Origin of the sequence: Burkholderia sp. BCC0419 (assembly GCF_902830285.1) — a bacterium.
Taxonomy (GTDB): domain Bacteria; phylum Pseudomonadota; class Gammaproteobacteria; order Burkholderiales; family Burkholderiaceae; genus Burkholderia.
The window spans coordinates 221,961-247,115 of record NZ_CADESR010000009.1; the positions used below are offsets into that span (position 1 = coordinate 221,961).

General features: G+C 65.0%; 26 protein-coding genes. 20 read left to right on the forward strand and 6 right to left on the reverse strand.

Features of this window, described 5'->3' with window-relative positions:
• Positions 1 to 182 precede the first annotated feature (182 nt).
• Entirely contained in the window at positions 183 to 467 is a 285-nt protein-coding gene (locus HWW87_RS30535; RefSeq protein ID WP_175823410.1) for a multidrug ABC transporter ATPase, read from the reverse strand.
• A gap of 173 nt (positions 468 to 640) precedes the next feature.
• Here HWW87_RS30535 and HWW87_RS30540 point away from each other — a divergent pair, with 173 nt between their 5' ends.
• Both HWW87_RS30540 and HWW87_RS30545 read left to right on the forward strand, forming a co-directional pair.
• Positions 641 to 1,129: a MarR family transcriptional regulator gene (locus tag HWW87_RS30540; RefSeq protein ID WP_175823411.1), complete on the forward strand. Its 489-nt coding sequence runs from the start codon at positions 641 to 643 to the stop codon at positions 1,127 to 1,129.
• Positions 1,130 to 1,307: 178 nt separating this feature from the next.
• On the forward strand, positions 1,308 to 2,870 hold the full coding sequence (locus tag HWW87_RS30545; protein ID WP_175823412.1) for a DHA2 family efflux MFS transporter permease subunit: 1,563 nt from the start codon (positions 1,308 to 1,310) through the stop codon (positions 2,868 to 2,870).
• 72 nt (positions 2,871 to 2,942) lie between these two features.
• Here the strand turns inward: HWW87_RS30545 and HWW87_RS30550 are convergent, their stop codons facing one another.
• Positions 2,943 to 3,869, reverse strand: coding sequence for a LysR family transcriptional regulator (locus HWW87_RS30550; RefSeq protein WP_175823413.1), 927 nt, complete (start codon positions 3,867 to 3,869; stop codon positions 2,943 to 2,945).
• A 142-nt stretch (positions 3,870 to 4,011) separates the two neighbouring features.
• Between HWW87_RS30550 and HWW87_RS30555 the strand changes: the two genes are divergently transcribed.
• The 9 genes from HWW87_RS30555 (at position 4,012) to fliR (ending at position 9,968) form a co-directional block, all read left to right on the forward strand.
• A complete protein-coding gene (locus tag HWW87_RS30555; RefSeq protein WP_174433866.1) occupies positions 4,012 to 4,485 on the forward strand; it encodes a CidA/LrgA family protein in 474 nt (157 codons plus the stop codon).
• Positions 4,486 to 4,498: 13 nt separating this feature from the next.
• Positions 4,499 to 5,221 carry an LrgB family protein gene (locus tag HWW87_RS30560; RefSeq protein WP_175823414.1) on the forward strand — a complete coding sequence of 241 codons (723 nt, stop codon included), beginning with the start codon at positions 4,499 to 4,501 and terminating at the stop codon, positions 5,219 to 5,221.
• 273 nt (positions 5,222 to 5,494) lie between these two features.
• On the forward strand, positions 5,495 to 5,995 hold the full coding sequence (gene fliL, locus HWW87_RS30565; protein ID WP_175823415.1) for a flagellar basal body-associated protein FliL: 501 nt from the start codon (positions 5,495 to 5,497) through the stop codon (positions 5,993 to 5,995).
• A 22-nt stretch (positions 5,996 to 6,017) separates the two neighbouring features.
• Entirely contained in the window at positions 6,018 to 7,016 is a 999-nt protein-coding gene (gene fliM / locus HWW87_RS30570; protein WP_174389746.1) for a flagellar motor switch protein FliM, read from the forward strand.
• The gene (gene fliN, locus HWW87_RS30575; protein ID WP_175823416.1) at positions 7,009 to 7,497 is read left to right on the forward strand and encodes a flagellar motor switch protein FliN; all 489 of its coding nucleotides are present in this window, start codon (positions 7,009 to 7,011) and stop codon (positions 7,495 to 7,497) included. Before fliM ends, fliN begins: the two co-directional genes overlap by 8 nt.
• Positions 7,494 to 8,069 carry a flagellar biosynthetic protein FliO gene (fliO, locus tag HWW87_RS30580; RefSeq protein ID WP_175823417.1) on the forward strand — a complete coding sequence of 192 codons (576 nt, stop codon included), beginning with the start codon at positions 7,494 to 7,496 and terminating at the stop codon, positions 8,067 to 8,069. Before fliN ends, fliO begins: the two co-directional genes overlap by 4 nt.
• Before the next feature lie 36 nt (positions 8,070 to 8,105).
• Complete coding sequence (gene fliP, locus HWW87_RS30585) at positions 8,106 to 8,867, forward strand: flagellar type III secretion system pore protein FliP (protein ID WP_059580391.1); 762 nt, start codon at positions 8,106 to 8,108, stop codon at positions 8,865 to 8,867.
• A gap of 17 nt (positions 8,868 to 8,884) precedes the next feature.
• Positions 8,885 to 9,157 (forward strand): flagellar biosynthesis protein FliQ, encoded by a 273-nt coding sequence (gene fliQ, locus HWW87_RS30590; protein ID WP_006491272.1) that lies wholly within the window; start codon positions 8,885 to 8,887, stop codon positions 9,155 to 9,157.
• Between the two features lie 28 nt (positions 9,158 to 9,185).
• Positions 9,186 to 9,968 carry a flagellar biosynthetic protein FliR gene (gene fliR, locus HWW87_RS30595; protein WP_174433861.1) on the forward strand — a complete coding sequence of 261 codons (783 nt, stop codon included), beginning with the start codon at positions 9,186 to 9,188 and terminating at the stop codon, positions 9,966 to 9,968.
• A 128-nt stretch (positions 9,969 to 10,096) separates the two neighbouring features.
• Here the strand turns inward: fliR and HWW87_RS30600 are convergent, their stop codons facing one another.
• The 3 genes from HWW87_RS30600 to HWW87_RS30610 all read right to left on the reverse strand — a co-directional run bounded on the left by HWW87_RS30600 (position 10,097) and on the right by HWW87_RS30610 (position 12,116).
• A complete protein-coding gene (locus HWW87_RS30600) occupies positions 10,097 to 10,561 on the reverse strand; it encodes a CPBP family glutamic-type intramembrane protease (protein ID WP_244107366.1) in 465 nt (154 codons plus the stop codon).
• A 153-nt stretch (positions 10,562 to 10,714) separates the two neighbouring features.
• Entirely contained in the window at positions 10,715 to 10,942 is a 228-nt protein-coding gene (locus HWW87_RS30605) for a hypothetical protein (protein WP_175823419.1), read from the reverse strand.
• Between the two features lie 31 nt (positions 10,943 to 10,973).
• Positions 10,974 to 12,116, reverse strand: a complete 1,143-nt coding sequence (locus HWW87_RS30610; RefSeq protein WP_175823420.1) for a cupin domain-containing protein — start codon at positions 12,114 to 12,116, stop codon at positions 10,974 to 10,976.
• 484 nt (positions 12,117 to 12,600) lie between these two features.
• Here HWW87_RS30610 and HWW87_RS30615 point away from each other — a divergent pair, with 484 nt between their 5' ends.
• From HWW87_RS30615 to HWW87_RS30625, 3 genes are read left to right on the forward strand one after another with little or no spacing between them, the layout of a single operon-like run.
• The gene (locus HWW87_RS30615) at positions 12,601 to 13,959 is read left to right on the forward strand and encodes a TolC family outer membrane protein (protein ID WP_244107367.1); all 1,359 of its coding nucleotides are present in this window, start codon (positions 12,601 to 12,603) and stop codon (positions 13,957 to 13,959) included.
• Positions 13,956 to 15,215 carry an HlyD family efflux transporter periplasmic adaptor subunit gene (locus HWW87_RS30620; RefSeq protein ID WP_175823421.1) on the forward strand — a complete coding sequence of 420 codons (1,260 nt, stop codon included), beginning with the start codon at positions 13,956 to 13,958 and terminating at the stop codon, positions 15,213 to 15,215. Before HWW87_RS30615 ends, HWW87_RS30620 begins: the two co-directional genes overlap by 4 nt.
• A 40-nt stretch (positions 15,216 to 15,255) precedes the next feature.
• Positions 15,256 to 17,403, forward strand: coding sequence for a peptidase domain-containing ABC transporter (locus HWW87_RS30625; protein ID WP_175823422.1), 2,148 nt, complete (start codon positions 15,256 to 15,258; stop codon positions 17,401 to 17,403).
• 184 nt (positions 17,404 to 17,587) lie between these two features.
• Here the strand turns inward: HWW87_RS30625 and HWW87_RS30630 are convergent, their stop codons facing one another.
• Complete coding sequence (locus HWW87_RS30630) at positions 17,588 to 18,301, reverse strand: response regulator transcription factor (RefSeq protein ID WP_244107368.1); 714 nt, start codon at positions 18,299 to 18,301, stop codon at positions 17,588 to 17,590.
• Between the two features lie 323 nt (positions 18,302 to 18,624).
• On the opposite strand from HWW87_RS30630, the gene HWW87_RS30635 reads away from it, so the two are divergent.
• From HWW87_RS30635 to HWW87_RS30660, 6 genes are all read left to right on the forward strand, one after another.
• Positions 18,625 to 19,629, forward strand: a complete 1,005-nt coding sequence (locus HWW87_RS30635; protein ID WP_175823423.1) for an ABC transporter substrate-binding protein — start codon at positions 18,625 to 18,627, stop codon at positions 19,627 to 19,629.
• Between the two features lie 112 nt (positions 19,630 to 19,741).
• Complete coding sequence (locus HWW87_RS30640; RefSeq protein WP_174389756.1) at positions 19,742 to 20,539, forward strand: ABC transporter ATP-binding protein; 798 nt, start codon at positions 19,742 to 19,744, stop codon at positions 20,537 to 20,539.
• 58 nt (positions 20,540 to 20,597) lie between these two features.
• Positions 20,598 to 21,446 (forward strand): ABC transporter permease, encoded by an 849-nt coding sequence (locus HWW87_RS30645; protein ID WP_175823424.1) that lies wholly within the window; start codon positions 20,598 to 20,600, stop codon positions 21,444 to 21,446.
• Positions 21,447 to 21,534: 88 nt separating this feature from the next.
• On the forward strand, positions 21,535 to 22,902 hold the full coding sequence (locus tag HWW87_RS30650) for a sensor histidine kinase (protein ID WP_175823450.1): 1,368 nt from the start codon (positions 21,535 to 21,537) through the stop codon (positions 22,900 to 22,902).
• A 13-nt stretch (positions 22,903 to 22,915) separates the two neighbouring features.
• The gene (locus HWW87_RS30655; protein WP_175823425.1) at positions 22,916 to 23,593 is read left to right on the forward strand and encodes a response regulator; all 678 of its coding nucleotides are present in this window, start codon (positions 22,916 to 22,918) and stop codon (positions 23,591 to 23,593) included.
• 282 nt (positions 23,594 to 23,875) lie between these two features.
• Positions 23,876 to 25,006 (forward strand): porin, encoded by a 1,131-nt coding sequence (locus HWW87_RS30660; RefSeq protein WP_175823426.1) that lies wholly within the window; start codon positions 23,876 to 23,878, stop codon positions 25,004 to 25,006.
• Positions 25,007 to 25,155 lie beyond the last annotated feature (149 nt).

Sequence of the window (25,155 nt, forward strand, 5' to 3'; positions counted from 1 at the left end):
GCGCAGCCCTAAGGGTACGGTGCGCGGTGGCCCGGATGTGTTACCGGCGCGGCCGGCCGGTTTACCGGCCATTACGGCTTGCTTGCGGGAAAACGGGCATGCGAATGGGCGTACGACACCGGCCGCGCGTGACGCGGCCGGCGATCAGGCGGGATCGTGTGGAGGACGCGAGCGGTGCGGCATCAGTGGCAGCGCACGGGCACCGGGACGGGTTCGGCGGCGGCCCGCCATGTCGACGGCTCCGTCGCGGCCGGCTGGCTCGTGCGGCGGGCGGCACCCTTCGCGTTGCGCTGCCGGCGATGATCGAACCACGCGAACCCGAGCGCCGCGAGCGAGCCGCCAGGCACGACCAGCATCGTCACGTACAGCGCGATCTTCCAGCCGCGGTGCGGCCCGGAGAACACATGATGAGCGGTATCGGTCAGGTTGCGGCGCAGCGCGCCGGCGGCATTTTTCAGGAACAGCATCGCGAACATCCTCGGGGTGCCCGGCAGCGCGGGCCAATCGGTCAGAACATAGTCTCCGGCAGTGCAACATGCACGTCGTAACTGGTTGACTCAAATAATATTGACTAAGCAATCATTTTTCAAGATACTGGGCGCGTTTTAACCCGAAACGCACTATTGCTGCGCGCGCAAGTATGATCGGCGGCCTCTACGATCCCGAGAACATCGCGCTGGAAACGAGCCTCGGCTATTACCTGTCGAAGGCGAAGCAGGCGCTCGTCGAGCGGATGGATCGCGCGCTCGAGCCGCTCGACCTCACCGCGCAGCAGATCGGCGTGATCCTGCTGCTGTCGCGCGGCTACGCGCGCACGCCGTTCGAACTGTCGCGCAAGATGTCGTACGACAGCGGCTCGATGACGCGCATGCTCGACCGGCTCGAACGCAAGGGGCTGATCGCTCGCGCGCGCAGCGAGCAGGACCGCCGGATGATCGAGCTGACGCTGACCGAGCGCGGCGTCGAAGCCGCCCGCGCGCTGCCGTCGCTGGTCGCGACTGTGCTCAACGCGCAGCTCGAAGGCTTCTCGGCCGACGAACTCGCGACGCTCACCGGCCTGCTGCAGCGCTTCATCGCCAACGGGCCTGGTTCGACCGGCTGCCCGAAGCCCGACGAACCCGACTGCTGATGCGCGCGGAGCCCCTCATGTCTAGGTTAAACATCCGCTTATTTCTCTGTCTGGGCAGAAGATGACGAGGCACGCGCTCCGTTTTTTCCCTTTTTCATTCCATCCGGCCGGGCCGCGCTGCGTCGCGCGCCCGTGCGTTGTGCCGGCGCGTCGTACGCGCCGCGTCTAGGAGATTCCGATGTCCGCCACCACGGCATCCGCCCCCTCCCCCGCTGCCGCACCCGCGCCGCTGACCGGCGGCGCGCTCGCGCTGCTGACCGTCGGGCTCGCGCTCGGCACCTTCATGGAAGTGCTCGACACGTCGATCGCGAACGTCGCGGTGCCGACCATCTCGGGCAGCCTCGGCGTCGCGACGAGCGAAGGCACGTGGGTGATTTCGTCGTACTCGGTCGCGTCCGCGATCGCGGTGCCGCTCACCGGCTGGCTCGCGCGCCGGGTCGGCGAGGTGCGGCTGTTCACGCTGTCGGTGCTCGCGTTCACGATCGCGTCGGCGCTGTGCGGCCTCGCGACCAACTTCGAGACGCTGATCGCGTTCCGGCTGCTGCAGGGCCTCGTGTCGGGGCCGATGGTGCCGCTGTCGCAGACGATCCTGATGCGCAGCTACCCGCCCGCGAAACGCGGGCTCGCGCTCGGGCTATGGGCGATGACGGTGATCGTCGCGCCGATCTTCGGCCCGTTATTGGGCGGCTGGATCAGCGACAACTACACGTGGCCGTGGATCTTCTACATCAACCTGCCGATCGGCGTGTTCTCGGCGACCTGCGCGTACTTCCTGCTGCGCGGCCGCGAGACGAAGACGTCGAAGCAGCGGATCGACGCGATCGGCCTCGCGCTGCTCGTGATCGGCGTGTCGTGCCTGCAGATGGTGCTCGACCTCGGCAAGGACCGCGACTGGTTCAACTCGACGTTCATCGTCGCGCTCGCGCTGATCGCGGTCGTGTCGCTCGCGTTCATGCTCGTGTGGGAGGCGACCGAGAAGGAGCCGGTGGTCGACCTGTCGCTGTTCAAGGACCGCAATTTCGCGCTCGGCGCGCTGATCATCTCGTTCGGCTTCATGGCGTTCTTCGGCTCGGTCGTGATCTTCCCGCTGTGGCTGCAGACCGTGATGGGCTACACGGCCGGCAAGGCCGGCCTCGCGACCGCGCCGGTCGGGCTGCTCGCGCTCGTGCTGTCGCCGCTGATCGGCCGCAACATGCACCGGCTCGACCTGCGGATGGTCGCGAGCTTCGCGTTCATCGTGTTCGCGGGCGTGTCGCTGTGGAACGCGACGTTCACGCTCGACGTGCCGTTCAACCACGTGATCCTGCCGCGGCTCGTGCAGGGCATCGGCGTCGCGTGCTTCTTCGTGCCGATGACGACGATCACGCTGTCGAGCATTTCCGACGAGCGGCTCGCGAGCGCGTCGGGGCTGTCGAACTTCCTGCGCACGCTGTCCGGCGCGATCGGCACCGCGGCCAGCTCGACGTTCTGGGAGAACGACGCGATCTACCATCATGCGCGGCTGTCGGAATCGGTGAGCGTCTATGCGCAGAACACGACCGACTACCAGGGCGCGCTCGCGCAGCTCGGCATCGTCGGGCAGACGGCCAATGCGCAGCTTAATCAGCTCGTCACGCAGCAGGGCTTCATGATGGCGACCAACGACTTCTTCCACCTGTCGGCGGTGATGTTCATCGCGCTCGCGGCGCTCGTGTGGATCACGAAGCCGAAGAAGGGCGCGGGGCCGGCGATGGGGCATTGAGGTCACGACGGGCGGCCATTATGGCCGCCTTTTTTGTTTCGCCGTTCGCTTCATCGCCCGGCCGGGCGCCCCTCACCCCCTCGCCCGCAATCCCCCAAACGCCAGATCGTCGGCCGGCGCGAGCGGCAGCGTCGCCCGCGCGACGTCGAGCCACGCCCGCGCCGCGTGCGACAGGTAGCCCTTCTTCAGCCAGCCGAGCGCGATCGCCCACGTGATTTCCGGCTCGACGATCGGCCGGCACGTGAACTGGCCCGCGTCGAGCCGCCGGCAATACGGCTCGGGCAGCAGCGCGATGCCGACGCCCGCATGCACGAGCGCGGCCATGAAATCCCAGTGGCCGCTGCGACTCACGATCGACGGCGTGAAGCCGGCCTGCCGGCACGCATCGAGCACCGCATCGTGCAGCGCGAGGCTTTCCGCGTAGAACACGAACGATTCGCGCGCGAGATCCGCGAGCGGCACGGTCGGGTGGTCCTCCCAGCGCGACTCGCGCGGCGCGACGAGCCACAGCGGCGCGCGCACCATCGGCAGCCGCTCGAACGTGCCGGGATCGACCGGCTCCAGCAGCCCGCCGAGTTCCAGCTCACCCGACGTCAGCGCGGCCTCGATCATCCGCGCGCCCTGCTCGAACAGCTTCAGCTCGATGTTCGGATAGCGCTGCTTGTAGGCGGCGATGATCGGCGTGAACAGCGAACCGCCGAGCGGCGGAATGCCGATCGTCAGCTCGCCGCGCCCGAGCGTGCCGAGATCGTTCAACTCCGACTGCAGCTGCGCCTGCGCGGCGAGCACGTCCTGGCCGCGCTGGAACACGATCCGCCCGGCGTCGGTCAGCACCATCTGGCGGCCGTCGCGCAGCAGCAGCGGCGAACCGATCTCGTCTTCCAGCGCCTTCACCATCTTGCTGATGGTCGGCTGCGTGACGAACAGCTTGTCGGCCGCCGCGGTGAAGCTCTGCTGGCGAACCACCTCGACGAAGTACCGCAGCGCGCGCAATTCCATCGAACACTCCCCAGATTGGTGCAGCAACACTCAAACGAATTCCGAATTGGAATGACAAGGATAGAGACAAGTCATTTTATTTATGGTTAGGGGAAACCCTATACTTGCGCCATTGACAGAAACATCTGTATGGAGCCCCGCCATGAACAAGCCGACCGCTACTGCTGCCGCCCGCCCTGCCGCTTCGGGCAGCCTCGCGCACACGGGCCGGATCGTGCTGCAGGCCGCCGCGCTCGGCGTGCTGTGGATGGCGGTCGACTGGGCCGTGCGCAAGGTCGGGCTGCCGATTCCGTCCGGCGTGATCGGCCTGGCGGTGCTGCTCGTGCTGCTGTTCTCGGGCCGCGTCGCGCCGGCGTGGGTCAAGGACGGCGCGAACTGGCTGCTGTCCGACATGCTGCTGTTCTTCGTGCCGGCCGCCGTCGCGGCCGTGCAATACGGCGGGCTGTTCCGCGAGGACGGCTGGCGCATCGCGCTGGTGATGCTCGCCGGCACCGCGTTCGTGATGGTCGCGGTGGCCGTGGCGGTCGATCTCGCCGCGAAGCTCGAACGCCGGCTCGCCGTGCAGCGCGTGTTCGCCGAGCGCCGCCGGATGCGCCTGAGCGCCGTCGCGCACTGAGCCGGAGCCGCCCATGCTCGCTGCGCTATCGAACCTGCCCGCCGACCGCGTGAATACTGCGATCTCCGTCGGCTGCTTCGTGCTGACGGTCGTGCTGTATTTCGCGTCGAAGCGGCTCTACGCGTACAGGAAGACGCTGCTGTTCTCGCCGCTCGTGTTCGTGCCGGGCGTGCTGGTGCTGCTCGTGCTGCTGACGGGCATCCCATATTCGGTCTATTTCCGCGACACGCGCTGGCTGATGTGGCTGCTCGGCCCGGCGACGATCGCGTTCGCGGTGCCGATCTACGAATATCGTGACCTGATCCGCCGCCACTGGCTGTCGCTGTCGGTCGGCGTCGCGGTGGGGATCAGCGCAGGCGTATGCGGGTCGCTGCTGCTCGCGAAGCTGCTGCACCTGTCGCCCGAGCTGCAGCGCTCGCTGATGACGCGCTCGGTGTCGACGCCGTTCGCGCTTGCCGTGTCGGACAAGATCCACGCGCCGAAGGACCTTACGGCCCTCTTCGTGATCGCGACCGGCATCTGCGGAATGCTGCTCGGCGAACTGGTGCTCGCGCTCGTGCCGATGCGCACGCGGCTCGCGCGCGGCGCGCTGTTCGGCGCGGCCGCCCACGGCGTGGGCACCGCGAAGGCGCGCGAGATCGGCAACGAGGAAGGCGTCGTGTCCAGCCTGACGATGATGATCGCGGGCGTCGCGATGGTGCTGATCGCGCCGCTGCTGTCGCTGCTGCCGATCTGACACCCGAGGGGCGGGCACCGCTGCCCGCCCTGCCATTCTGCCCGCCCGCTCCGTCTGACGGCCCGGTTCCCGCCGGCCGCGCTCCGCCCCCGCCTCCCGCCTGACCGTTTTCCCCGCCGTTCCTGCCCGGCATCGAGCCGATACCGCGCCGACGCCCGGCCGACCATCGGGACAATCGGCTGAGATAGCCGCAATTCCCCCCTCTTTTCCGCCCATCGGCCTCGGCCCGGATGCCGAACAATGCATGCTACGAGACATCACGCACGCATTCACATGGCCACGACTGCAACCCCGACCGCCGACAAGCCGGCTTCGTCCGGCAAGTTCAAGCGCATCGCGCTCATCGCCGTCATCGCGCTGGGCGCGGCTGCTGCCGCCGCCGGCGGCATGTACGTGTTCCTGAGCAAGGCAGGCGTCGGCCATGCGAGCGCGCCCGCCGAGCCGGCGCCGCTGGCCGCGCCGGTGTTCTTCGCGCTCGACCCGCTGACCGTGAACCTGCAGTCCGACGACGGCGCGCAGCATTACCTGCGCGTCGGCCTGTCGCTGAAGCTCACCGACCCGAAGGCGCAGGAGCAACTGACCGCGCGGATGCCGGAAATCCGCAGCCGGATCCTGCTCGCGCTGTCGAACAAGCATCCCGAGGAACTCGCGACGCCGGACGGCAAACGTTCGCTCGCGACCGAGCTGCGGGACCTGATCGAGCAGCCGACGCAGCCGGGCAACCAGCGCGCGAAGGTCGACGACGTCCTGTTCACCGAGTTCGTCGTCCAGTAACGCGGCCGCGAAAGGAGCGCGTATGGGTCACCAGGAGTTCATGTCCCAGGAGGAGGTCGATGCCCTCCTCAAGGGCGTCACGGGCGAAACCGATGCAGTCGACGAGCAGCGCGACACATCGGGCGTCCGCCCCTACAACATCGCGACGCAGGAGCGAATCGTCCGCGGCCGGATGCCCGGCCTCGAGATCATCAACGACCGCTTCGCGCGCCTGCTGCGGATCGGCATCTTCAACTTCATGCGGCGCACGGCGGAAATCTCCGTCAGCCAGGTGAAGGTGCAGAAGTACAGCGAATTCACCCGCAACCTGCCGATCCCGACGAACCTGAACCTGGTGCACGTGAAGCCGCTGCGCGGCACGTCGCTGTTCGTGTTCGACCCGAACCTCGTGTTCTTCGTCGTCGACAACCTGTTCGGCGGCGACGGGCGCTTCCATACGCGCGTCGAGGGCCGCGATTTCACGGCCACCGAGCAGCGGATCATCGGCAAGCTGCTGAACCTCGTGTTCGAGCACTACACGGCCGCATGGAAGAGCGTGCGGCCGCTGCAGTTCGAATTCGTGCGCTCGGAGATGCACACGCAGTTCGCGAACGTCGCGACGCCGAACGAGATCGTGATCGTCACGCAGTTCTCGATCGAGTTCGGGCCGACGGGCGGCACGCTGCACATCTGCATGCCGTACTCGATGATCGAGCCGATCCGCGACGTGCTCAGCTCGCCGATCCAGGGCGAGGCGCTCGAAGTCGACCGCCGCTGGGTGCGCGTGCTGTCGCAGCAGGTGCAGGCCGCCGAGGTCGAGCTGACCGCGAATCTCGCCGAGATCTCGTCGACGTTCGAGAAGATCCTGAACCTGCGCGCGGGCGACGTGCTGCCGCTGGAGATCGAGGACACGATCACCGCGAAGGTCGACGGCGTGCCGGTGATGGAATGCGGCTACGGAATTTTCAATGGTCAATATGCGTTGCGCGTGCAGAAGATGATCGGCGCGAGCGATTCGATGAAGGAAGGTGGATATGAGTGAGCTGAACCAGACGCCCGACGACGACATGCAGGCGATGGCCGATGCAGCCCTCGCGGCGTCGGCCGCCGACGCGAAGGCGCCGGCCGCGGCCGACGAAGATCCGGGCATGGACGACTGGGCGGCCGCGCTCGCCGAGCAGAACGAGCAGCCGGTGCAGGCGGGTGCGACGGGCGCCGGCGTGTTCCAGCCGCTGTCGAAGGCCGCGGCGAGCTCGACGCACAACGACATCGAGATGATCCTCGACATCCCGGTCAAGATGACCGTGGAGCTCGGCCGCACGAAGATCGCGATCCGCAACCTGCTGCAGCTCGCGCAGGGGTCGGTCGTCGAGCTCGACGGCATGGCCGGCGAGCCGATGGACGTGCTCGTGAACGGCTGCCTGATCGCGCAGGGCGAAGTCGTGGTCGTCAACGACAAGTTCGGTATTCGCCTGACCGACATCATCACGCCGGCCGAACGTATCCGGAAGCTGAATCGGTGAACGTCGTGAAGTCCGGCCACCGCATGCGCAACGCGATTGCAGCGGCGGCTACGATCGCTGCCGCATCGCTCGCGTGCGCGCCGGCCGGCGCCGCCGACATGAACGCGGTCAACCATGCCGGTTCGATCGCGTCGAGCGTGACGGTCGGTTCGGCCGCGCCGTCGCTCGGCATCGGCGCGGTGCTGCAGACGCTCGTCGGGCTCGCGGTCGTGATCGGCCTCGTGTTCGCGTGCGCATGGCTCGCGCGCCGCTTCGGCTTCCAGCCCGCACGGCGCGGCGGCCCGCTGAAGGTCGTGTCGAGCGTCGGGCTCGGCGCGAAGGAAAGCGCGACGATCGTCGAGATCGGCGACACCTGGCTCGTGCTCGGCGTCGCGCCGGGCAACGTACGCCTGCTGCATACGCTGCCGGCCGGTTCGGCGGCGGCCGCCGCGACCGTGGGGCCGACCTCGGCCGGCACATCCGCCGGCGGTAATGCGTCCGACGCCGGCCTGCCCGGCACGTTCGGCGCGCGGTTTCGCGACGCGCTCGCGGGCGAAGCCGCGAAACGCCTTGGTCGCGGCAAGGACCGCTGACATGGCGCCGCGCCCTCTTTCCGACCTCGCATTCCGATGAAACACGCATTCCTGCGGCGCGCGGCGCGCGTCGCGCCCGTGCTGATCCTTTGTCTCGCACCGGCGCTTGCCTACGCGCAGGCGAACGGCCTGCCCGCGTTCAACGCGAGCCCGGGCCCGCACGGCGGCACCACCTATTCGCTGAGCGTGCAGACGATGCTGCTGCTCACGATGCTGTCGTTCCTGCCGGCGATGCTGCTGATGATGACGAGCTTCACGCGCATCATCATCGTGCTGTCGCTGCTGCGCCAGGCGCTCGGCACTGCGACGACGCCGCCGAACCAGGTGCTCGTCGGCCTCGCGATGTTCCTCACTTTCTTCGTGATGTCGCCGGTGCTCGACCGTGCGTACAACGACGGCTACAAACCGTTCTCCGACGGCTCGATGCCGATGGAGCAGGCCGTGCAGCGCGGCGTCGCGCCGTTCAAGACCTTCATGCTGAAGCAGACCCGCGAGACCGATCTCGCGCTGTTCGCGAAGATCTCGAAGGCCGCGCCGATGCAGGGCCCCGAGGACGTGCCGCTGTCGCTGCTGGTGCCCGCGTTCGTCACGAGCGAGCTGAAGACGGGCTTCCAGATCGGCTTCACGGTCTTCATCCCGTTCCTGATCATCGATATGGTCGTCGCGAGCGTGCTGATGTCGATGGGGATGATGATGGTGTCGCCGTCCACCGTGTCGCTGCCGTTCAAGCTGATGCTGTTCGTGCTGGTCGACGGCTGGCAACTGCTGATCGGCTCGCTCGCGCAGAGCTTCACGTAAGCGGAGGAACACGCGCGATGACGCCCGAACAAGTGATGACGCTGGCGCACCAGGCGATGATGGTCGGCCTGCTGCTCGCAGCCCCGCTGCTGCTGGTCGCGCTCGCGGTCGGCCTCGTCGTGAGCCTGTTCCAGGCCGCGACGCAGATCAACGAAGCGACGCTGTCGTTCATCCCGAAACTGCTCGCGGTCGCCGCGACGCTCGTGATCGCCGGCCCGTGGATGCTGACGACGATGCTCGACTACCTGCGGCAGACGCTGCTGCACGTCGCGACGCTCGGCGTCGGCTGAGCCGCGCGTCCGGCTCCGTTTCACGACGATGTTCTCGGTCACCTATGCGCAGCTCAACGGCTGGCTGACGGCTTTCTTGTGGCCATTCGTGCGGATGCTCGCGCTCGTCGCGACGGCGCCGGTCGTCGGCCACGCGGCGGTGCCGGTGCGCGTGAAGATCGGCCTGGCCGCGTTCATGGCGCTGGTCGTCGCGCCGACGCTCGGCGCGATGCCGGACGTCACCGTGTTCTCCGCGCCGGGCATCTGGATCCTCGTCACGCAATTCCTGATCGGCGCCGCGATGGGCTTCACGATGCAGATCGTGTTCGCGGCCGTGGAAGCGGCCGGCGACTTCATCGGACTGTCGATGGGCCTCGGCTTCGCCACCTTCTTCGACCCGCACACGAGCGGCGCGACACCGGTGATGGGCCGCTTCCTGAACGCGGTCGCGATGCTCGCGTTCCTCGCGGTGGACGGCCACCTGCAGGTGTTCGCGGCGCTCGCCGCGTCGTTCCAGTCGCTGCCGGTGTCGGGCGACCTGCTGCACGCGCCGGGCTGGCGCACGCTCGCCGCGTTCGGCGCGACCGTGGTCGAGATGGGGCTGCTGCTCGCGCTGCCGGTGGTCGCGGCGCTGCTGATCGCGAACCTCGCGCTCGGCATCCTGAACCGCGCGGCACCGCAGATCGGCGTGTTCCAGGTCGGCTTTCCGGTGACGATGCTCGTCGGGCTGTTGCTCGTGCAGCTGATGGTGCCGAACCTCGTGCCGTTCGTGTCGCACCTGTTCGACATGGGGCTCGATGCGATGGGGCGGGTGCTGATCGGGTGGCGGTGAGGCGGGTCGTTCGTCCGAGGTACAGGCTCCGTCTCGACCCGGTCATCAAGATTTCCTCTGGGTTCAGAACCTATTTGCCAGCCAATTGGGACGAATCTACCGATTGACCAGGGAATGACGCGTTCGCGTTAGATGAGGATACTTGCCAGCGTGTTGCGGGCGGCGTGGGCGGTGGCGACGACCCAAAACGGACGGCCACCGGGGTAATCACGCAACACGAAGACCGTTGCGAAAATCAGTCCGCCCCATAAAGCGACTGCTACGTACAGAATGCTGTAGCCGTGCGTTGCAGCGAACAAAAGAGCAGAAGCACCGATCGCCGACCAAACGGCCCTCCCGAATATCCAGCGAATCAACCGAATGGGAAGCCACTGGAAGAGAAATGTTTCCACTATCGGTGCAGCAAGCGAGCCAACAAACAGGCGGGTCAATAGACCATACTTCACTATTTCAGGCAGCGCGCCTGAGGAGAGGTCGATTGGAAGTCCGAATATAAATTGGCCACCCCAAACAAAAATGCCGGCGACGTATGTGAGAACGCAAGTCAGAAGTGCAGAAACAAGCACCGAGCTACGCGAGATGGTACGAATCATGCTACTATCAGCGCAGTCTTTCATTGCGATCACCTCCACTCCCAATGGAAGTCTTTGGATAAAACTTCGCCAATAAAAATTTCTGAAATAAGCACTCGAAATTTTCCGGTAAACCTCAGGCATGCCCCGCCCAGCACCCCAAAGTGTCAAAGATTACTGGCCATCCGCGTCGTTTCCTTGGTTATTAAAGTCGCCCATAGCGTTGTACATAGTTATATCGTCGACCGCCAGTTTATTTCTAGAAATCCAGTCCACGGCATATTTAATTAAATCATATGTCGCATCCATTCCCTTGCTTACAAACCATCCAATAACGGCGCCTTGCACCATACCGTTACCCGCGCTAACCAAGTTAATTTGGTCGTCTGTCAAGATTTCCATTTTTTGCCCTCCGTTTCCATCAATTTATCAGTTAAATAAGCTCAAGCACATCGATTTCTAGTAATTTTAAAATCGAAGACTCGAATTCTTTGGTTGATATCTCGCAAGCGCAGGCGCGTAATTCTTTGTAGGAAATAGCGCCCGTCGACGCAAAGATAAAATTATGTAGCTTTTCAAGATTTCTTCCAAGTGGCAGTGGTGCGCCATTTATTTTTTCATCAATAGTGGTGCTTCTTATCGGTGTATTCGCAAGAAACTTCGCCTCCGTATCCAGCTGGAATTTTGATCGGAAGGCGTGCAATTGCAGATTTGGTTTCGATGCCTCTCTAAAATTCCGTCGTCTGCGATCGTTGTAGTTCGTCAGCAGATTGTGATCCTCAACAATTCGTGCCAGCTCACTTGCCACCAACCCGAGATCGATGTCCCGTCTTTCTCCAAGAGGAATCGTCTGCCTGAATGTATCAAAATCGCCAATAATTTCGTTTGCCAGGTACTTTATATAATCTGAAATAGTGGACTCATGTACGCCCACGGCCAAATGAAAAGTTTCCTCCTTCAAGGGAATTGCAGTGTGCCACCATCCTCTCGGTAGATATAAAATATCTCCGGCATCGATTGTGACGTCCATATAAGGTTCGGTCGGACATTCGGATTGTTTTCCAGTGCTTCGTTGATGCTTCAGTGGCAACGCATGTGTAGGTTCGTAGATCAACCATCGTTTCCTACCCATCATTTGAACTGCAAAGACACTATGCGTATCCCAGTGTTTTCCGAATGATTCATCTTCTCCGAATGCAATGTATCCGTTCGCGACGGTGTGCTCGCCAATAAATCTTGAGATCCACTTGCATATCAATCTGACCTTGTACGAAGTCAACTCCATTCGATTAAATACAAGCGTTGTGCCGTTTCGAAGCTCGTCGTATAGGATGCTCTTTTCAAGCCTGCGTCTAACTTGCCCCAGTTCGCCACAATTTACGATGTATTTTGATTCATCAAGAAATCCACCCTTGTTCAATCTTGGTCCTTGCGTCATAGATTCGCCAATATATATCGCCTCCGATACTTCGTCCCATGACAAAAAATTGCTTCGCAACGCATCTCTGAACAGAACGGGATGTTTGTCGAAATAATTTTCAACAAAATGGCTGGCCTCCATATTCAACTCGATCATGCGACATCGCCTCCAGAAAGCGTCGCCCCGCCATCCTCAATGAATGACTCGAAAGGCATGGGAAAATAAACAATCTTGTAATGGCAGGTGAAGCCCACATTCCTTCCCCGCATTTGGAAAGTATTCCCAAATAAAAATCAAATCTATAGTGAAACATCCAATTTTTGATGATGTCACCGGCTTGCCGAAAACAGACGGGTGTCCACGGCTGCCAATGGTCGGCTGGTGACGGGGTCTCGCTCCGACCGGCCCCCTCGCGCTTCCTTTGCAGACGCACATGCCTGTGCTTTGCTTTGCGCAGCATGCCGCTATTTCCGCTCTGTACTCAGTCGCGTTCCCGGGTCGCAACCATGCATGCACCGACCGGAAATTGGACGAACGACGATATCGTGCTGCCATGCACTCCTGAATAATCCTCTACTTTGCGGCGTAACCTCGCCGCGGTTCCCGCGACCGACCGACAGGTAGCGCCGCGCACAGGCAGATGCTCTCGACACGATCCTTCCGGCTGATGGCCATTCTCGGCTGGCTCGGTGCCGCATGGCCCGCTCACGCAGCGAACCTGCTCGACGCGGTGAACGCGGCGCGGCGCTTCGATGCGAGCATCAGCGCGGCGCGCAACGCGCAGCTCGCCGGCCGCGAGAAGCGCTGGCAAGGTCTTGCAGGCCTGCTGCCGCGCGCCGAGCTCAACGGCGGCTACACGAAGCAGGACCAGCCCACCGCGGCGTATGCGGCAGCGGTCCGCCGTCACAGCGCTTCCGCAACCGTCACGCAGCCGCTGCTCGATCTGTCCCGCGTCGCCAATTTCAAGCGCGGCGGCACGCTCGCCGATCAGGCCGACATCGAGTACGAGAAGGCGTCGCAAACCCTGATTACCGATGTCGCCAGCGCCTATTTCGACGTCCTGTTCGGACGCGAAGTGCTGCAGGCCGCCGAAGCCGCGCAGCAGGCGTTCCATAAGCAACTCGACCAGGCGCAGGCCGCGCTGAGAATCGGCGACGGCACGCGGACTGACGTCGACGAGGCGCGCGCAAATCTCGACGAAGCGCTGGCGCGCACGGTGAGCGCGCAAACCGATCTAGCAATCGCGAGCGGCACGCTGCAGCGGATTACCGGGTTGACGGCGGCAGAGTTGTCGCCGATCTCGTGGCAATGCGCGCCGCAGGCCGCGCCGGTCGATCTCGCGACCGCGATGGACAACGCAGCCCGCGACAACGTCGACGTGCGGATCGCGGGCAAGCAGCTCGACCAGTCGCAGGCCGACATCGTCGCCGCGACGGGCGCACACCTGCCGGTCGTGAACCTGCAGGCGAGCTTCGGCACGAACTGGAGCCGCGGCGCCAACGAGAACGGACTCGACACTGTGTTCGGCACGACGTCGAAAACCCGTTCGTCAATGATCGGCGTGACGGTCACGATCCCGCTGTTCGCCGGCGGCGGCGCGCTGTCGGCGAGCCGCGAAGCCTACCGCCGGCGCGACCAGGCACGCGACGCGCTCGAGGATGCGCGCCGCAAGGCCCGCGAGCGCGCCCGTGCGGCCTATCTCGGCATCACCAACGGCGTCGCGCTGATCCGCGCGCAGGAACGCGTGCTCGCGTCGGCCGACAGCAAGATGAAATCGACCCGCCTCGGGCGCGAAGTCGGACTGCGCACGCAGATCGACGAACTGAATGCCCAGCAGCGCTATTTCGAAGCGATCCGCGATCTTGCCGACGCCCGCTACCGCTACCTCCGTGCGCGGCTGCAACTGTCCGCCGCGCTCGGCACGCTCGGCGACGACGACGTGGCCGGCATCGGTTGCCGCGCTAACGGCCCAGCGCCTGCCGCTGGGATCCGATCATGACCGATTCCTTGTTCCGCCAGGAAGCGCTCGACGCGACCCGGCACAAGCTGCTGGGTACCGTCAGCCTGTACTCGCCGCCCTGGCGCTGGCTGATGATCGGCGTCGCGACCGCGTTGACGTTGGTAGTCGTCGCGTTTTTCGTATTCGGCAGCTACACGAAACGCGAGCGCGTGACCGGTCAGCTGTTGCCGGCGACGGGGCTGCTGACGGTGGCACCGCCGTTGACGGGCACCGTGGTCGGCACGCGGGTCCGCGAAGGACAGACGGTCGCGGCCGGTGCGGAACTGCTGGCGATCTCGGCCGAAGTGGCGACCGAACTTGGCGGAACGCGCGAAACGGTCGCCCGGCAATTGAAGTTTCAGCGCTCGCGCCTGGAGGCCGATCTGACTAGCCAGTCGCAACTGAGCGGCGAAGCGCAGCGCGGCCTGCGGACGCGCGCGGCGGCATTGGACGACCAGCTCACACAGATCGCACGGCAGAACGCGCAGCGGCTGCGCCAGGCCGAACTCGCTCAACGCCAGCTCGACAAGCTGCAGTCGATGCGTGAGCAGGGCTATGCATCGAACAGCCAAGTCGAGCAGCAGGAAGGCGTGCTGCTCGACGCGCAGGCGCGGCTGCAGGAACTCGCCCGCCAGCGCCTCGACGTCGGCCAGCAACTCGACCAGACCCGCCAGCAGTTACGCGAGCTGCCGCTCACCACCCGCAATCAGCAGAACGACATCCAGCGCAAGCTCGCGGACGTCGATCAGTCGATAGCCGAGAACGAAGCGCGTCGCACGGTCATCCTGCGCGCACCGCAGGCGAGCGTCGTCGCCGCGCTGCTCGCGAAGCCCGGGCAGATCGTCAACGCGGGCCAGTCGGCGGTGTCGCTGTTGCCGCAAGGCGCGCCGCTCGAGGCGCAACTGATGGTGCCGAGCCGCGCGATCGGCTTCGTGCGCGCCGGCGCGCGTGTGGTGCTGCGCTACGAAGCGTACCCGTTCCAGAAATTCGGCCAGCAGTACGGGCGCGTGACCGAGGTGTCGCGTACCGCGCTGTCGCCGCAGGAAGTCGCGAACCTGACCGGGCACACCAATGTGCCGGAGCAGCTATACCGCGTCGTCGTCGCGCTTGATCGCCAGGACATCGTCGCGTACGGCAAGCACGAGGCGCTGCGGCCCGGGATGGCGCTCGAGGCCGACGTGCTGATCGACCGGCGCCGGCTGGTCGAGTGGGTGCTCGAGCCGCTGTATGCGCTCGGCAGCCGCGTGTCGAGCTGATGCGCGCCCTCAATGCATTCGTTACGGAGCCCGTTCAATCATGAAATGGATCGATGCGTTGCAATTCGGCTGGCGCCGCCGCCTGCCGGTGATCCTGCAGACGCAGGCGGCCGAGTGCGGGCTCGCGTGCGTCGGGATGGTCGCGAGCCATTTCGGCCACGACCTCGACCTCGTCAGCCTGCGCCGGCGCTTCAGCCCGTCGCTGAAGGGGGCGACCCTCAATGACGTGATGCTGATCGCATACCGGCTCGGCCTCGCTTCGCGTGCGTTGCGGCTCGAACTCGGCGAACTGAGCAAGCTGCACCGCCCGTGCGTTCTGCACTGGGACATGAATCACTTCGTCGTGCTGAAGTCGGTGTCGCGCGGCCGGATCACGATCCATGATCCGGCACGCGGGCGTCGCGACGTGCCGTTCTCCGAAGTGTCCCAGCACTTCACCGGCGTCGCGCTGGAGCTGATGCCGTCGCCGTCGTTCGAGCGCATCCAGGCGCGCGAAGCGATCTCGATGGCGAAGCTCGTCGGCAACGTCACGGGCATCCGCGCGACGTTCGCGCAGGTGCTGCTGCTGTCCGCGGCGCTGGAAGTGTTCGGCATCGTCACGCCGTTCTACATGCAGTGGGTGATGGACCAAGTACTGGTGTCGGCCGATGCGGACCTGCTGACGCTACTCGGCATCGGCTTCCTGCTCGTCGTGCTGTTTCAAAACGCGGTGTCGGCGTTGCGCTCATGGGTGGTGACGTGGTTCTCGAGCTTGCTCTGCGTACAGTGGACTGCCAACGTCTGCGCGCACCTGCTCAGGCTGCCGATGGCGTATTTCGAGCAGCGCCACATCGGCGACGTCGTGTCGCGATTCAGTGCGATCAATACGATCCAGGCGACGCTGACCACGCAGTTCATCGGCGCGCTGCTCGACGGCGTGATGGCGACTGCAACACTTGCGATGCTGTTCGTCTACAGCCCGGCACTCACGTGGCTCGTGCTCAGCCTGTTCGCTGTGTACGGCGCGATCCGGTGGATCGCGTACCGGCCGTTCCGGCAGGCGAACGAGGAACAGATCGTGTATGCGGCGCGCGCCCAGTCGAACCTGCTCGAATCGATCCGCGGCGTGCAGGCGATCAAGCTTGCGAACAAGCAGGAAGCGCGCGTCGCCACCTATGCGAACGCGGTAGTCAATTCCACCAACAAGCATGTCGCGATCCAGCGGCTGTCGATCGGCTTCTCGACGCTGCATGGCGTGATTTCCGGTGCGGGCCGCGTGGTGCTCGTCTGGCTCGCGGCGAAGCAGGTGCTCGACGGACAGTTCTCGGCCGGAATGCTGGTCGCGTTCGTCAGTTTTGCCGACCAGTTCATGGCGCGCGGCGCCGGGCTGATCGGAACGCTGATCGACTTCAGAATGCTGCGCCTGCACGGCGAGCGTCTCGCCGACATCGTGCTCACCGACGTCGAGGGCGACATGGAGGCAAAGATCAGCCGATCAACGGACGTGAGCCGTGCGGCACCACCCGCGATCGATGTACGCGACGTGCATTTCCGTTATGCGGAAACGGAGCCGTGGGTACTCGACGGCTGCTCGTTTTCGATCGCCCAGGGTGAGTCGGTTGCGCTCATCGGTCCGTCGGGCCAAGGCAAGACGACGATGGCGAAGCTGCTGCTCGGCCTGCTGACGCCCGAGCATGGCAGTGTGCACGTCGATGGTATCGACATCCGTAAGCTCGGCCTGCATCCATATCGCGACCGGATCGGCTGCGTGATGCAGGACGACATCCTGTTCGCCGGCTCGATTGCCGACAACATCGGCTTCTTCGATCCGCAGCCCGACGACGCGCGAATCGAGGAAGCCGCGCGGCACGCGCAGATTCACGACGACATCGTCGCGATGCCGATGGGCTACCGGAGCCTCGTCGGCGACATGGGGTCGTCGCTGTCGGGCGGGCAGCGCCAGCGCGTGCTGCTCGCCCGCGCCTTCTACCGCCGGCCCACGATCCTCGTGCTCGACGAAGCGACGAGTCATCTCGACACCGACCGCGAATCCCTGATCAACGACGCGGTGCGTGACATGAACGTCACGCGAATCATCATCGCGCACCGGCCCGAGACGATCCGGAGTGCGGATCGCGCGATCGAAATTGCACATGGCTGCACACGCGAACTGGATATCGACGCCTTGTTCCCGACACAGCCCGCATAGCATAGCGACACGAATGCTCGCTACGCGCGGCGCGGAGGGACGGCCGACGCCGATCCGGCCCATGACGATCGGCAACATGCAACTTCATGGCCTTGGAGCTTCCCATTCAGCCCCCTCGACGATTGAAACAGGTCGTGCCAAAGGCGCGGCGACGTTCACGGTCACCTGCCGGCAGTAAACCTCGTCAAATCAGCCCGCTTTCGTACGCGTAGCGGATCAGATTGGTATTCGTATCGGCCTGCAGCTTTTTCATCGCCGTGTATTTCTGCGTCGACACAGTACTGACGGAGCGGCCGAGCTTCTCTGCAATGCTCGCGAGCGAGTGGCCTAACGCGAACAGGCGCACGACATCAAGCTCCTTCTGTGTCAGCCTTGGGAGTGTATCGCGGCCGCTCGCGCCGGATTGCTCGACGATCGCGCGGACTGTCGGCGAAAAATACCGCGTTTGGGCGGCGCGCAAGTGTCGGCACGCACGTACGATCTCGTCGATCCCGTCTTCCTTGCTGACGATGGCTTTCACACCCAGTCGCAGCGCGGCCGCGAAGATGCTCGGATTTTTTTGCGCGGTCAGCATCACGCATTGCGCACTCGGCGCGACGTCGCGCAGCTTGCGCAGCAACCTCAGGCCGTCGATCGGTTTGTCGCCCCGATTCATCGAATAGTCGACGACGATGAGATCGACCGGGGAGCGCGTCAATGCGTCGATCAGCCCCTCCCCGCTATTGCAGCAATGCGAGATGAGGAAATCCGGTTCCCATTGCGGCAGGCGCTTCAGCATTTCGATCACGACTGGATGGTCGTCGGCAATGGCGATGGTGGTTAGACTCATTGGATCGTCGAAATGAAATATCAAGTCAGAAAGCGAACCGAACAGATTACGAGAAATCAGAGTCGGCACTTGGGCAACGCGATGCGTCCTCATCGACCAACGCTTTTGTCGTGATGTCGTACTTCCGTAATTGGTCTGGGCGCAATGGATAATTCTCTTCGTGCTTGCCAAAGCGTAATGCCGAGAAATCGGCATAGATAGGCCTGTTGCCATTCCAACCTGCGGCGCAATCCGGCTGGGGGGCGCTCTTCGAGTATTCGCGTTGGATTCGTGGAAAACCCCTAAACGAATCGCCAACCCGCGAAAGGTTGCAGAAGGTTTCGCCTCCCTATACTCGTTAAGACGATGCAGCAAGCATCGCGCCATACGAATACAACGAAGGAGACAACCCGATGCGACCCATCCTGCGCACCCTCGCCGTGGCAGCCAGCCTGAGCTGCACGCTTGCCGCTCACCCCGCTTTCGCCGACGACGGCGGCAAGATCACGATCATGGTCGGCGGGATCGCGAAGCTGATCTACCTGCCCGCGCGCCTCACGCAGGAGCTCGGCTACTTCAAGGCCGAAGGCCTCGACGTCGAGCTGCTGTCGCAGCCGGCCGGCGTCGACGCCGAGAACGAGCTGCTCGCGGGCGCCGTGCAGGGCGTCGTCGGCTTCTACGATCACACCGTCGACCTGCAGAGCAAGGGCAAGGACGTGAAGGCGATCGCCGTGCTCTGCCAGGTGCCGGGCGAAGTCGAGATGGTCTCGACCAAGGCCGCGCCGACCTTCAAGTCGATGGCCGACGCCAAGGGCAAGACGCTCGGCGTGACGGGCCTCGGCTCGTCGACGAGCTTCCTCACGCAATATCTCGCGCTGCAGCACGGCGTGCCGTCGACGCAGTACACGATGCTGCCCGTCGGCGCCGATGCGAGCTTCATCGCCGCGATCAAGCAGGGCCGCATCGACGCCGGGATGACGACCGAGCCGACCGTGTCCGCGCTCGAGAAGATGGGCGACGCGAAGGTGCTGGTCGACATGCGCACCGTCGACGGCACGCGCGCCGCGCTCGGCGGCACCTACCCGGCCGCAAGCCTGTACGTGCAGTCGGCCTGGGCCGATGCGCACAAGGCGGAAGCGACCAAGCTCGCGCACGCTTTTGCCAAGACGATGCAGTTCATCCACACCCATAGCGCCGAGGAAATCGCCGCCAAGATGCCGGCCGACTACCAGAAGGACAAGGCGCTGTACGTATCCGCGCTGAAGGCGTCGCTGCCGATGTACACCGCCGACGCGAAGATGCCGGCCGACGGCCCGGCGATCGTGCTGAAAGTGCTGTCGGCGTTCAATCCGTCGGTGAAGGGCAAGCACGTCGACCTGGCGCGCACCTACACGAACGATTTCGTGAACGCGAAGTAAGCAGCCACGCCGGCGGCGGCGATCCCGCCGCCGTGCGTGCCCCGTTCCGGCCCGATTGACCGGCCCGGCGCCGCCACGATGCGACGCCCTCTTCACCCGCAGGACAAACGCGATGAACCAGGCAGTTTCCCCGAGCACACCGGCGATCGAGTTTCGCAATGTGTCGTGCCGCTTCATTTCGCCGGAAGGCAAGGCCACCGTCGCGCTGCGCGACTTCAGCATGAACGTCGCACGCGGCGAATTCATCGCCATCGTCGGCCCGACCGGCTGCGGCAAGTCGACCACGCTGAACCTGATCACCGGGCTGCTCAAGCCCGTGTCGGGGGAAGTCCGCGTGATGGGCCGTCCGGTCGACGGGATCGACCCGCGCATCGGCTTCGTGTTCCAGGCGGACGCCGTGTTCCCGTGGCGCAACGTGATCGACAACGTCGCGGCGGGCCCGCTGTTCCGCGGCCGCTCGAAGGACGTCGCGTACGCGCAGGCCGAGGAATGGATCCGCAAGGTCGGCCTCGACAAGTTCACGAAGCACTACCCGCACCAGCTCTCGGGCGGGATGAGGAAGCGCGTCGCGCTCGCGCAGACCTTCATCAACCAGCCGGAAATCCTGCTGATGGACGAGCCGTTTTCCGCGCTCGACATGCAGACGCGCACGCTGATGCAGGACGAGCTGCTGCAGCTGTGGTCCGCGAACAAGGGCTCGGTCGTGTTCGTCACGCACGATCTCGAGGAAGCGATTGCGCTCGCCGACCGCGTATTCGTGCTGACCGCGCGCCCCGCGACGCTCAAGCGCGTGGTCGAGATCGACCTGCCGCGTCCGCGCGTCATGTCGGAAGTGCGCTACGACGCGCGCTTCATCGAGATTTCCAAGAACATCTGGCACGACCTGCGCGAAGAAGTGCAGATCGGCTGACGCATAGGCCGCACGGCAAGCCATGGCAACACACAGCAAGGACAGGAGCATGACCGACATGACGCTTCCTACCACCGCCCTTCCGGCGACCACGCTCGAGGACGACGAGCGCGCCGCGCAACGCCGGCTGCGCCGCCGGCGCAACCTGATCGTCACGCTGCGGATCGCCGTACTCGTGATCGTGCTGGGCGGGTGGGAACTCGCCGCACGGCTGAAGTGGATCGATCCGTTCTTCTTCTCGATGCCGTCGCTGATCGTCGACCAGCTCCAGGACTGGTTCGTGAACGGCACGTCGCAGGGCCCGCTGCTCACGCAGGTGTGGGTCACGCTCGAGGAAACCGGGATCGGCTTCGTGATCGGTTCGGTCGCCGGCGTGATCTGCGGGATCGTGCTCGGCCGCAACAAGCTGATGGCCGACGTGTTCGGCCTGTACATCCAGATCGCGAACTCGATTCCGCGCGTCGTGCTCGGCTCGATCTTCGTGATCGCGCTCGGCCTCGGGATGGCGTCGAAGATCGCGCTGGCCGTCGTGATGGTGTTCTTCGTCGTGTTCGGCAACGCGTTCCAGGGCGTGCGCGAAGCGGATCGCTACCTGATCGCGAACGCGCAGATCCTCGGCGCGTCGCGCCGGCAGATCACCACGTCGGTCGTGATCCCGTCCGCGCTGAGCTGGATTCTCGCGAGCCTGCACGTGAGCTTCGGCTTCGCGCTGGTCGGCGCGGTGGTCGGCGAATTCCTGGGTTCCAAGCAAGGGATCGGCCTGTTAATCTCCACCGCCCAGGGCGCGTTCAACGCGAGCGGCGTGTTCGCGGCGATGATCGTGCTGGCCGTGGTCGCGCTGGCCGCCGACTACCTGCTGACGCGGATCGAGAAGCGGCTGCTGAAGTGGCGCCCCGCGGCGTTCTGAACGCCGCTGATCGACGCCTGACATGACACACAAGACCGCGCCGGCGACCCCGGCGCGGTTCGGCATTTCGGAGAAGGAGCGCAACAGGATGGCGCACAGCCTGCGCGGGCGGCTGCTGTGGTGGCTGCTGCTGCCGCTCGCGGTGTTCGTGCTGATCGCGGGCGCGATGTCGTACGACACCGCGCGGACCACGGCCGCGCTCGTGCAGGACAGCGCGCTCGTCGCGTCCGCGCGCACGATCGGCGAGGACGTCGAATGGCGCAACGGGCGGCCCGCGGCCGACGTGCCGCCGGCGGCGCTGGAGATCTTCGAATCGCCGTCGGGCGACTCGGTGTTCTACAAGGTGATCGACGGCCACGACCGCCTGCTCGCCGGCAATCCGGCGCTCGACCTGCCCGCGCGGCACGGCATCGAGCCGACGCTGTACGACACGTCGCTCGACGGCGTGCCGCTGCGCGCGGTGGCCTACGACCGCCAGCTGTACGACGAGGGGCAGATCGAGACGGTCACGGTGGTCGTCGCGAAGACGACGCGTTCGTACGGCGCGATGGTCGCGACGATCTGGCGGCCGCAGCTCGTGCGCCTGTCGCTGATGCTGATGCTCGCGGTGGTGCTCGTCTATCTCGGCCTCACCTTCGAGCTGCGCCCGCTGATGAAGCTGAAGGACGACGTGGCCGACCGCGGGCCGATGGAACTGGAACCGATCCGCCCCGAGCGGCTGCAGCACGAACTGCGGCCGATCGTCGACGCGATCAACCAGTGCATCGCACGCCTGAACACGCATACGGCCACGCAGCGCCGTTTCATCGCGGATGCCGCGCACCAGTTGCGCACGCCGATCGCGGTGCTCGACACGCAGATCCAGTACGCGCAGCAGCGCGGTAACGGCGATCCGGACCTGGCCTCGGTGCTCGACAGCATGCAGCGCAGCAGCCGCAAGATGGCCGACGTGACCGACAAGCTGCTGCTGCTCGCGCATGCGGAAGCGACGCCGCCGACGCTGCTCACGCATCGCGTCGATCTCGCAGCCGTGGTATCGAGCGTGCTGGAAGAAACGATCGTGCTCGCGCAGCGGCGCGACATCGACCTCGGCGCCGATCTCGGCGAGCGGCTCGACGTCGCGGGCAGCGACAGCCTGCTCACCGCGCTGGTGATGAACCTCGTCGACAACGCGGTGCGCTACACGCAGCCGGGCGGCTGCGTGACGGTCTGCGCGCGGCGCGACGGCGACGCGGTCGTGCTCGACGTGGTCGACGACGGCCCCGGCATCCCGGCCGAAGCGCGGCCGCACGTATTCAAGCGGTTCTACCGCGTGTCGGCCGATACCGAGGGCTCGGGCCTCGGGCTCGCGATCGTCCGCGAGATCGCGCAGGCGCACGGCGGCAGCGCGTCGCTCGCGCCGGGGCTCGGCAATCGCGGTATCGTCGTGACCGTGCGGCTGCCCGCTTTCGATTGAAGAGAACGCCGTCATGAAACTTTTGCTGGTCGAAGACAATGCCGAGCTCGCGCACTGGATCGTGAACCTGCTGCGCGGCGAGGATTTCGCGGTCGACTGCGTCGGCGACGGCGAACGGGCCGATACGGTACTCAAGACCGAACGCTACGACGCGGTGCTGCTCGACATGCGGCTGCCCGGCATCAGCGGCAAGGAAGTGCTCGCGCGGCTGCGGCGCCGCAACGACAACGTGCCGGTGCTGATGCTGACCGCGCACGGCTCGGTCGACGACAAGGTCGACTGCTTCGGCGCGGGCGCCGACGACTACGTCGTGAAGCCGTTCGAGTCGCGCGAGCTAGTGGCGCGCATCCGCGCACTGATCCGCCGGCAGGCCGGCGTCGGCACGACGCAGCTCGTGTGCGGCGATCTCGTCTATGCGTTCGGCACGCGCGAATTCCGCTGCGGCGACGCCGTGCTCGCGCTGCGCCGCCGCGAGCACGCGATCCTCGAAACGCTGATGCTGCAGCAGAACAAGACGGTGTCGAAGGCGCGGCTGATGGACAGCGTGTTCGCGCTCGACGACGAGCCGAGCGCCGACGCGATCGACATCTACATCCACCGGCTGCGCAAGCATCTCGCCGGCAGTACGGCCGAGATCATCACGCTGCGCGGGCTCGGTTACATCCTGCGGATGAAGAGCACGCACGATTGACGCGGCACGCATCCGCGCCCTCTCATATCGATTCGTAGAGCGAATCGTTGTCGAGTCCCGCCCAGTGCCCGGCGGGACCGCTTCCGCCCGGCTGCCCCTTCCACGATTATTGCGCGTTCGGTGTTTTCACCGATCCGATTCTTTCCGCCGGGAAAGCGGCGTGAAGGATTGCACCCTCTACGATGCTACGCGTCGGCCCTCTCGCTGTGGCCGGCAGGAGTCGGCATACATTACGTACTGCCAACGAAAAGATTTCAATGCGGCAGCTCGGAGGAGACGATCTTGAAACGAAAAACCCTTGCCCTTTCCATCGCGGCGGCAGGCCTGTGCGCCGGCACCCAGGCGCATGCGCAATCCAGCGTGCAGCTCTACGGCCTGATGGACCTGAGCTTTCCGACCTACCGGACCCACGCCGACGCGAACGGCAAGCACGTGATCGGGATGGGCAACGAAGGCGAGCCGTGGTTCAGCGGCAGCCGCTGGGGCCTGAAAGGCGCTGAAGACATCGGCGGCGGCACGAAGATCATCTTCCGCCTCGAAAGCGAATTCGTGGTCGCGAACGGCCAGATGGAAGACGAAGGCCAGATCTTCGACCGCGACGCGTGGGTCGGCGTCGAGGACGAGCGCTTCGGCAAGCTGACGGCCGGCTTCCAGAACACCATCGCGCGCGACGCGGCGACGATCTACGGCGACGCGTACGGGTCCGCGAAGCTGTCGACCGAGGAAGGCGGCTGGACCAACTCGAACAACTTCAAGCAGATGATCTTCTACGCGGCCGGCCCGACCGGCACGCGCTACAACAACGGCGTCGCGTGGAAGAAGCTGTTCAGCAACGGCATCTTCGCGAGCGCCGGCTACCAGTTCAGCAACTCGACCTCGTTCGCGACCGGCTCCGCGTATCAGGCCGCGCTCGGCTACAACGGCGGCCCGTTCAACGTGTCGGGCTTCTACAACCACGTGAACCACAACGGCTTCAGGAATCAGACGTTCTCGGTCGGCGGCAACTACACGTTCAGCATCGTGCGCCTGAATGCCGGCTACTTCCGCTACAACGGCGATCAGGGCGCGCTCGGCCAGCGTCACGACGATTCGTGGACGGTGTCGATGAAGATCGCGCCGAAGGGCGCGCTCGACTACGAGCTCGGCTACCAGCAGATGCGCATCAAGAACGCCGCGAACAACGCGGACGGCTTCACGCCGAACGCCAACCTCGGGGCGTTCAGCCTGACCAACGGCGTCGCCAACGGCTTCAAGGAGACGATCTACGGGTCGGTGTTCTACCACCTGAGCAAGCGCACCGAGGTGTACCTGGCCGGCGACTACATGAAGCTGCACGGCGGCTACACGGTGTCGTCGACGTTCGGCGCGAAGAACCAGCTCGAACTGACGTCGGGCATCCGCACGCGCTTCTGACCTGCGGCCGGGGCGCGTCGCGCCCCGCCGTTTCTCTCCATTCGGGATTTCTCCATGCGGGCACGCCGGCGCACTGCGCCGACCGTGCCCTTTTTTTCGTCCTTGCCGCGGCGGCGCCGAATGCCCGCCGCACGGCCGCCGGCCGGCCT